This is a genomic window from Microvirga sp. HBU67558, assembly GCF_018069605.1.
In the GTDB taxonomy this organism is placed as follows: Bacteria; Pseudomonadota; Alphaproteobacteria; order Rhizobiales; family Beijerinckiaceae; genus Microvirga; species Microvirga terrae.
In genome coordinates, this window is sequence record NZ_JAGPUP010000500.1 from 26,357 (window position 1) to 32,639 (window position 6,283).

The window sequence follows — 6,283 nt, forward strand, 5'->3', positions numbered from 1 at the left end:
GTGGTGCGTGGGAACATCGACCTTCGTCAGCTCGTTTGTGTGCGCTGATGCGGGCTCCCACGAGCCCGATCATGAATGGAGGTTACACAGATGCGTAAAGCGTTGCTGACGACGGTTGCTGCTGCGGCTTTCTCCCTGAGCCTTGCGGCTGTGGCTCAGACGAGCGGTGGCTCATCAGGAGGTGCGTCCGGTGGTTCGTCGGGTGGAACAACGGTTGCACCCAGCACGTCCGGTGGCGGCTCCGGAGGCGCTGCGTCCGGCACCTCGGGCGGAACGTCTGGAGGAACCTCATCTGGGGGTTCGGGCGGAGCTGCTGGTGGCACGTCCGGCGGAGCCGCAGGTGGAACGTCTGGTGGCGCTGCGAGTGGCACGAGTTCTGGTGGGGCAGCCTCGGGCACAACTTCGAGCGGCGCAGCTTCCGGGACGTCTGGCACGAGTGGTGGCGCGGCAGCAGGCGCCAGCAGTTCAACGACCGTCAACATCACGGGCGAGCAGCGCACCCGGGCGGTCGAGTCTCTCCGTAGCGTGAACATCTCGCCAGTCCGGGAGAACATCAACATCACGGTGGGCCAGACTGTGCCGACCACGGTGACCCAGCTGGTCGACTGCCCGACGACGCTGGAGAGCCTGATCACGGGCGTGCGTGACTGTAAGGTCGTGCTGGTGGGCGACCGCTACTATATCGTCGAGGGCAGCAGCCGACGCGTCGTCACCGTCATCGAGCGATAAGCCTGAAAGGAGTTCGGGCTCTAAGTTTGCTTCGGCCCCGTGTGGCGCCAGCCACACGGGGTTTGCTCTTGCGGTCTTTCTATGCCGAACGAGACTAGCGCCGCCGCGTCGTACGCCGCCGGGTGTCGCCCTGGACTTGATCGACGACACCACCGGGCGCTCCTGCCACCGCCCCAGCTCCAGCCCCGACGACGGCCCCGACCGGTCCTCCGACCACCGCGCCGGCAGCGGTGCCAACTGCGGTGCTGGTGGTTTGCTGCCGCGTGGCGCAGGCACCCGCCAGGAGACACAGAGCTGTCACGAACACAAGTTTCTGCATGAACTTTCTCCACTGGATCCGATCTGGGATCAGCCCGACAACTCCGGGAAAGCTGGACAGTTCGGTGGCAGAACCGGAAAAGCAGGGAAAATCCTGAATATCGTTATGTTCTCAGGACTGAGGGCAGCGGAATGAATTGGGGGGCGATGAGCGGAACGGTCCCAGACGAGCCCGCGTTGGACAGCAGAACTTAACCCAGGTTAAGGGAGGCCGCACATGCGCCTCAGTCCGAGAACGTTCCTAATCGTCGGCGTTGCCATGGCCGGCATGGTGGAAAAGGCACAGGCTCAGGGCCAGCCTCAATCCTCCGAGACGCTCAAATCCGAAAGCACCGGCCCGCAGGATCCACGCTCAACTGGCTCGGTCGGCCGCTCGAACGCACCGCTCAGCGACAAGCTGGATCGCACCGATGGCGTGATCCGTCCGCCTGCCAACATCGCGCCCGACATGACGGTTCGCCCACCGGTTCCGCACCCCGGCACCACGCCCGTCATTCCGCCCCCGGGATCGCCAGGTGGCGACCAAAGCGTCGAGCCGAAATAGTGACTTGGTGCCAACATGCGGTTAGCTTCTGACGCTGCCCCGCTCGATCAGATCATTGAGCTCGCCCATGAGATCATTGATGAGTGCCCCTCGTGTGCGGGCACGGCTTCGGAGATCGCCATGTGGGCCAACGAAATCAGGGAACGCCGGCCCAGCCGTGAGGAGCTGACGGCTCTGGTCGATGCCACCTGCCCCGGCTTGCCTGCGGATCAGCGAACGCAGCTGATTGATGGCTTGCGGGCTTTTGTCCGCTTTGCCGAGAGCTGAACCGCCATCGCGGAACCGGTGCATGCCCGGGACGTTCCCGCGGCAAGGCTGGGCTTGTCGCAAAGCCTAACCATGTCCCACACCCGTCCTTCAAGGTCCGGTTGGGTCAGCCAATTGGGCCCGTAGAATGCCCTGTGAAACGGAGGGCAGTCAGGGATAAGCGGTGACTTCGGTTTCTGAGTAGGAGAGTAGCAACGTCTGTTCCATCAACGGTAGGAGGCATTTCATGGTCGACCTGGGCTCGTGGCAGGACATCATCCTCCTCGGTGGATCCGTCCTCGTCACGGTGGTGATCTGCAGCCTTGAGGGATGGATGCCCCAACTCAGCAGTTCGGACACAATTCTGTGCCCCGCGGAAGCACGCCCTACGGAAGCTGTGCGACGTAGAGCCGGTCGAACTCGGCCGGGACATGCTGCAGTCCATCGGCATCCGTGATGAGGATGTCGGTGATCCCGTCGGTGTCCAGCTGGCGAGCCTTCGCGAGCGCTGCGGCGGCGCTGTCGCAGGTGATGGCCACGACTCCGTTCTGGCCGTTTCCGGTTACGACAAAGAACATTCTGTCTCCACTCTGTTGTCTTGTGTTGTGGGCATATGGATGCCCGGCGCCCGTTCGACTTCATGGGCGCCGGCCATATCGTACCAATCAAATCGTTTGACGGAGACGCAACTCGCCTCGTTCCTGTGCATCCGATCAGGCTGCCGCGTGGAAGAGATAGAAGCCGTTGGCTCCGGCTGAAATCTCCGCCGCTTCGGCATCGAAACCTGACAGGGCTTGGATGTCGAGCGAACAGCCGTACTCCCATGCCTCCGGGGTGACGAATGCCGGAACGGGAATGTCTTCCGGCACCGCACAGAACAAATCAGCTTCGCCCTTGCGCCGGAACAGGTTGTAAGCGCGCATTGATCCCTCTCCTCGCTCTTACCCTCGGGCCAGCCTTGCTAATGGCGCAGTGCGGCAGGAGTGTGGATCTCAGAAGAAGCCGGGCGCTGCTGGGTGTCCGAATTCGGAACAGGCTAGATCTCAGGAGCGGTGCCACGGACCGTGATCGGATCGGCGGCGCGAACACATTGGGCAGACGCGTCAAGGAGTTTTTCGGGCGCTTGTTCGGCGACAGCAAGCTGCGGGCCGAGGGCCGGATGGATCAAACTGAGGGCAAGATCCAGAGCTCTGTTGGGGTTCAAGAACAGCTTGCGTGAGAATGGTAGATTCGGCTCATGATGGCCTGGGCGTGGGCTACCCTTCTTGCGGCACCGCTCGGAACAACTGTGGGCCGGTTGTGATCGGAACGATTGGGCCGGACAGTGAGGGGTTATAGAAAATGCCCCAGAACAGCATCAACGAAGGGCGGGCGACGACCCGTTGCCGTTCTTGCGCAAAGGCGGGTCATTGCGGTGGTCATCCGGAGAGCCGGAACGTAACAGTAGGTTTTCACGAGGCAAGTCCTCCCTTACAGATGGTACAGTCGGCGTCAGAGCCTCCCTGCCCTGAGCCTGGGGCAGGCAGTCAAGACCGGAAGCCACCCGGCCGGTGTTCGATTCTCCACCGCAGATGCCGGTGCTCAAGGCCCTACTTGCCGAGTCGATCAACCATGGGCTGGGTGATCAGGCAGACGCCACTGTCGGTGCGCCGGAAGCGCTGTCCGTCCAGATCCGGGTCCTCGCCCACCACGAGCCCCTCCGGGATCCGAACACCGCGATCGACAATGACCTTCCTCAGCCGGGCCGAGCGAGCAATCTCGCCCCCCGGCAGCACCACCGCCTCCTCCAGCTGTGCTCCGGGGTGAACCTGCGTGCCGGTAAACAGGAGCGAGCCTCGCACCACCGCTCCCGAGACGATGCAGCCGCCGGACAGAACCGAGTTGACGACCTCTCCTCGCCGTCCGACCTCCTCCTCGATCACCTTGGCCGGCGGGGTGATCTCGGCATGGGCCCAGATCGGCCAGGCGGTGTCGTACAGGTCCAGGGCCGGCGTAGCATGGGTTAGGTCGATGTTGGCCGCCCAATAGGCGTCCAGAGTGCCGACATCGCGCCAGTAGGCTTCTGCTTCCCCGGAGGAGCGCACACAGGAGTGCGGGAACCGGTGCGCCACGGCCTTACCATGCTCGACGAGATACGGGATGAGGTCCTTGCCGAAATCCCGGCTCGAGCCGGGCGTAGCGGCATCGCGCTTCAGCTGATCAAAGAGAAAGCGTGTGTTGAAGACGTAAATCCCCATGCTGGCGAGTGCCATATCAGGCTTGTCGGGCATCCCCGGCGGATCAGCAGGTTTCTCCAGAAACGAGACGATGCGGTCCGTCTCACCGATGTCCATCACGCCGAAGCCAGTTGCCTCCATGCGCGGCACTTCGAGGCAACCGACCGTGACATCCGCGCCCGAGTCCACATGCTGGCGCAGCATGAGCTCGTAATCCATCTTGTAGATGTGATCACCTGCCAGGATCACGATGAACTCGGGGGCATAGCTCTCAATGATGTCGATGTTCTGGTAGACCGCATCGGCCGTGCCCTCGTACCACATGGTCTCGGAGACACGCTGGCTCGCCGGTAGGATGTCGAAACTCTCGTTGCGCTCGGCTCGGAAGAAGTTCCACCCCCGCTGCAGGTGCCGGATGAGGCTGTGGGCCTTGTACTGCGTGGCCACCGCGATGTGACGAATGCCGGAGTTCAGCGCATTCGAGAGGGCAAAGTCGATGATCCGCGATTTGGCCCCGAAGTATACGGCCGGCTTGACCCGCTTATCGGTGAGTTCCAGGAGGCGGCTGCCGCGCCCGCCGGCGAGAACATAGGCCATGGCGTGGCGGGCCAACGGGGCAGAGGCGGCAGCAGTCTTGAGCATGGGCGTGTCCTCTCATCCGGCGGAGCTCTTCCGGCCCGCTAAGCTTCTATGTCCTGAGATGAAAGGAAGTTCCCGGTCGACAAGGGATGGCGGCACGGTAATCGGCTGCCCGGCATCGTCGCTTGTCATTCCTACAACCCGGACCTAGCCTCCTTCATCCCTGAGACGCAGACACCGGGAAACACACCTGAGCGCGTGTTCCAGGCGAGAGCGGCTCGATCTCGTGCCGACCGTTAAGCTGCATCACGAACGAACGGATCAGGCGCCGACCCAGACCCGTCGATGTCGCGGAAGAGGTGCTTCCCTGGGTAGCGGGCAGACCCACGCCATTATCGCTGACGCCAAGGCAGTATTCATCGCCGGTACGCGTAAACGCCACCCTGACATATCCGCTACGATCATCCGGAAAGGCGTACTTGAGCGCGTTGACCAGGAGCTCGTTGATAATGAGCCCGACTGAAACCGCCTGATTGAGTGGAATGGGGTGGCTTTCGGCTTCGACATCAAGGCGAATGGGGCGAAGGCCGATCAAGGCTGCCTCCAGGTCGCAGCAGAGTTCCTCGATGAACGAGCGGCTGTCCGCCAACACGGCTCCCTCGAACCGCACCAGACGCCGCTGCACTTTGGCCATGACGCTCACGCGCTCCGCGGCGGTCATGAAATCCTCGCGAGTAGGCTCCTTGGCGCTGCGGGCCTGGAGGTGGAGAAGCGAGATCACCGTATGCAGATTGTTCATGATCCGGTGATTGGACTCGATGAGAAGCTCGGCCTTGTCGGCTTCCGAGGCCTTCGCAGCTTCATGTGCCCGCTTCAGTTCTGCATGGGCTTCCTTGAGTTGGCGGTAGGCAGCATGCTGAGCCTCGATGATGAGCGTGATGGCGATCCCGATCACCACAAACAGACACCAGCCGAGAAACTGGCCCGGGTCTCCGATTGCGAAGCTGCCGATCGGCTCGAGAAGGAAATAAGCTGAGAGGGCGGCGCTCAGCACCGTTGCAACGAGGCCGCTCCCTCGGTTGAAGAGAACAGCTGACAGAATAAGCGCCGGAAAGAACAGAAGAAAAGGAAATTCCCTCAGCACATCAGAGAAGATTTGCCTGAGAATGAACGCCACTGCCACAAGGATAGCTGTCGCACCGTAGCGAACAGACCATGGTAGATGTCGAAGAGACCGCGTTTTGTCGAACAATTCCCTCATCGCAAGGAGGGTAAGCGAACCGCTATAGCTATGGTTCCCTGAAATATTACTTCGAAAAAGTTTTCGAACGAGGCAAAAGTGTGATGCTGCTCAGGAGGAGATCAGAACAAGAGCTGTGCAATGACACGTTTGGTACGATCGGATCCGCAACTGGTGGCGCGAGGCTTGAAGTCTGACTCTATGCGTTGGGCAAAGTACCTGGACATTCATCGGGTAAACCGCTGTTGTTTCGGCCTAATCCTGCCCACGAAGCCTCCAGGCAGAGTCACTCGTTCGGGCGGGTCTGTCGGGTAGCCGCATCCTTTCTGTCGACGCGTCCGCGATACTGTATGGCTCCTCAGACGCCCGAACCGAGGCGTATTAGGCCGCCGGCCCGCTCGACACACCTGC

The 6,283-nt window shown here is 61.8% G+C and carries 8 protein-coding genes; 3 read left to right on the forward strand and 5 right to left on the reverse strand.

Going from position 1 to position 6,283, the window contains the following annotated elements:
* Positions 1 to 525 precede the first annotated feature (525 nt).
* On the forward strand, positions 526 to 729 hold the full coding sequence (locus KBI52_RS11445; protein WP_210807544.1) for a DUF1236 domain-containing protein: 204 nt from the start codon (positions 526 to 528) through the stop codon (positions 727 to 729).
* Between the two features lie 94 nt (positions 730 to 823).
* On the opposite strand, the gene KBI52_RS11450 is transcribed toward KBI52_RS11445, so the two are convergent.
* Positions 824 to 1,048, reverse strand: coding sequence for a hypothetical protein (locus KBI52_RS11450; RefSeq protein ID WP_210807546.1), 225 nt, complete (start codon positions 1,046 to 1,048; stop codon positions 824 to 826).
* 216 nt (positions 1,049 to 1,264) lie between these two features.
* On the opposite strand from KBI52_RS11450, the gene KBI52_RS11455 reads away from it, so the two are divergent.
* Together KBI52_RS11455 and KBI52_RS32880 are read left to right on the forward strand one after the other, a co-directional pair.
* Positions 1,265 to 1,591 carry a hypothetical protein gene (locus KBI52_RS11455; RefSeq protein WP_210807548.1) on the forward strand — a complete coding sequence of 109 codons (327 nt, stop codon included), beginning with the start codon at positions 1,265 to 1,267 and terminating at the stop codon, positions 1,589 to 1,591.
* A gap of 120 nt (positions 1,592 to 1,711) precedes the next feature.
* On the forward strand, positions 1,712 to 1,858 hold the full coding sequence (locus tag KBI52_RS32880; protein ID WP_247654334.1) for a hypothetical protein: 147 nt from the start codon (positions 1,712 to 1,714) through the stop codon (positions 1,856 to 1,858).
* A gap of 365 nt (positions 1,859 to 2,223) precedes the next feature.
* Here KBI52_RS32880 and KBI52_RS11465 read toward each other — a convergent pair whose 3' ends face one another.
* The 4 genes from KBI52_RS11465 to KBI52_RS11480 form a co-directional block, all read right to left on the reverse strand.
* Positions 2,224 to 2,415, reverse strand: a complete 192-nt coding sequence (locus KBI52_RS11465; protein ID WP_210807552.1) for a hypothetical protein — start codon at positions 2,413 to 2,415, stop codon at positions 2,224 to 2,226.
* 135 nt (positions 2,416 to 2,550) lie between these two features.
* Positions 2,551 to 2,760 carry a hypothetical protein gene (locus tag KBI52_RS11470; protein WP_210807554.1) on the reverse strand — a complete coding sequence of 70 codons (210 nt, stop codon included), beginning with the start codon at positions 2,758 to 2,760 and terminating at the stop codon, positions 2,551 to 2,553.
* A 666-nt stretch (positions 2,761 to 3,426) separates the two neighbouring features.
* Entirely contained in the window at positions 3,427 to 4,695 is a 1,269-nt protein-coding gene (glgC, locus tag KBI52_RS11475; RefSeq protein WP_210807556.1) for a glucose-1-phosphate adenylyltransferase, read from the reverse strand.
* 154 nt (positions 4,696 to 4,849) lie between these two features.
* Entirely contained in the window at positions 4,850 to 5,884 is a 1,035-nt protein-coding gene (locus KBI52_RS11480; RefSeq protein WP_210807558.1) for a sensor histidine kinase, read from the reverse strand.
* Between the last annotated feature and the right edge of the window lie 399 nt (positions 5,885 to 6,283).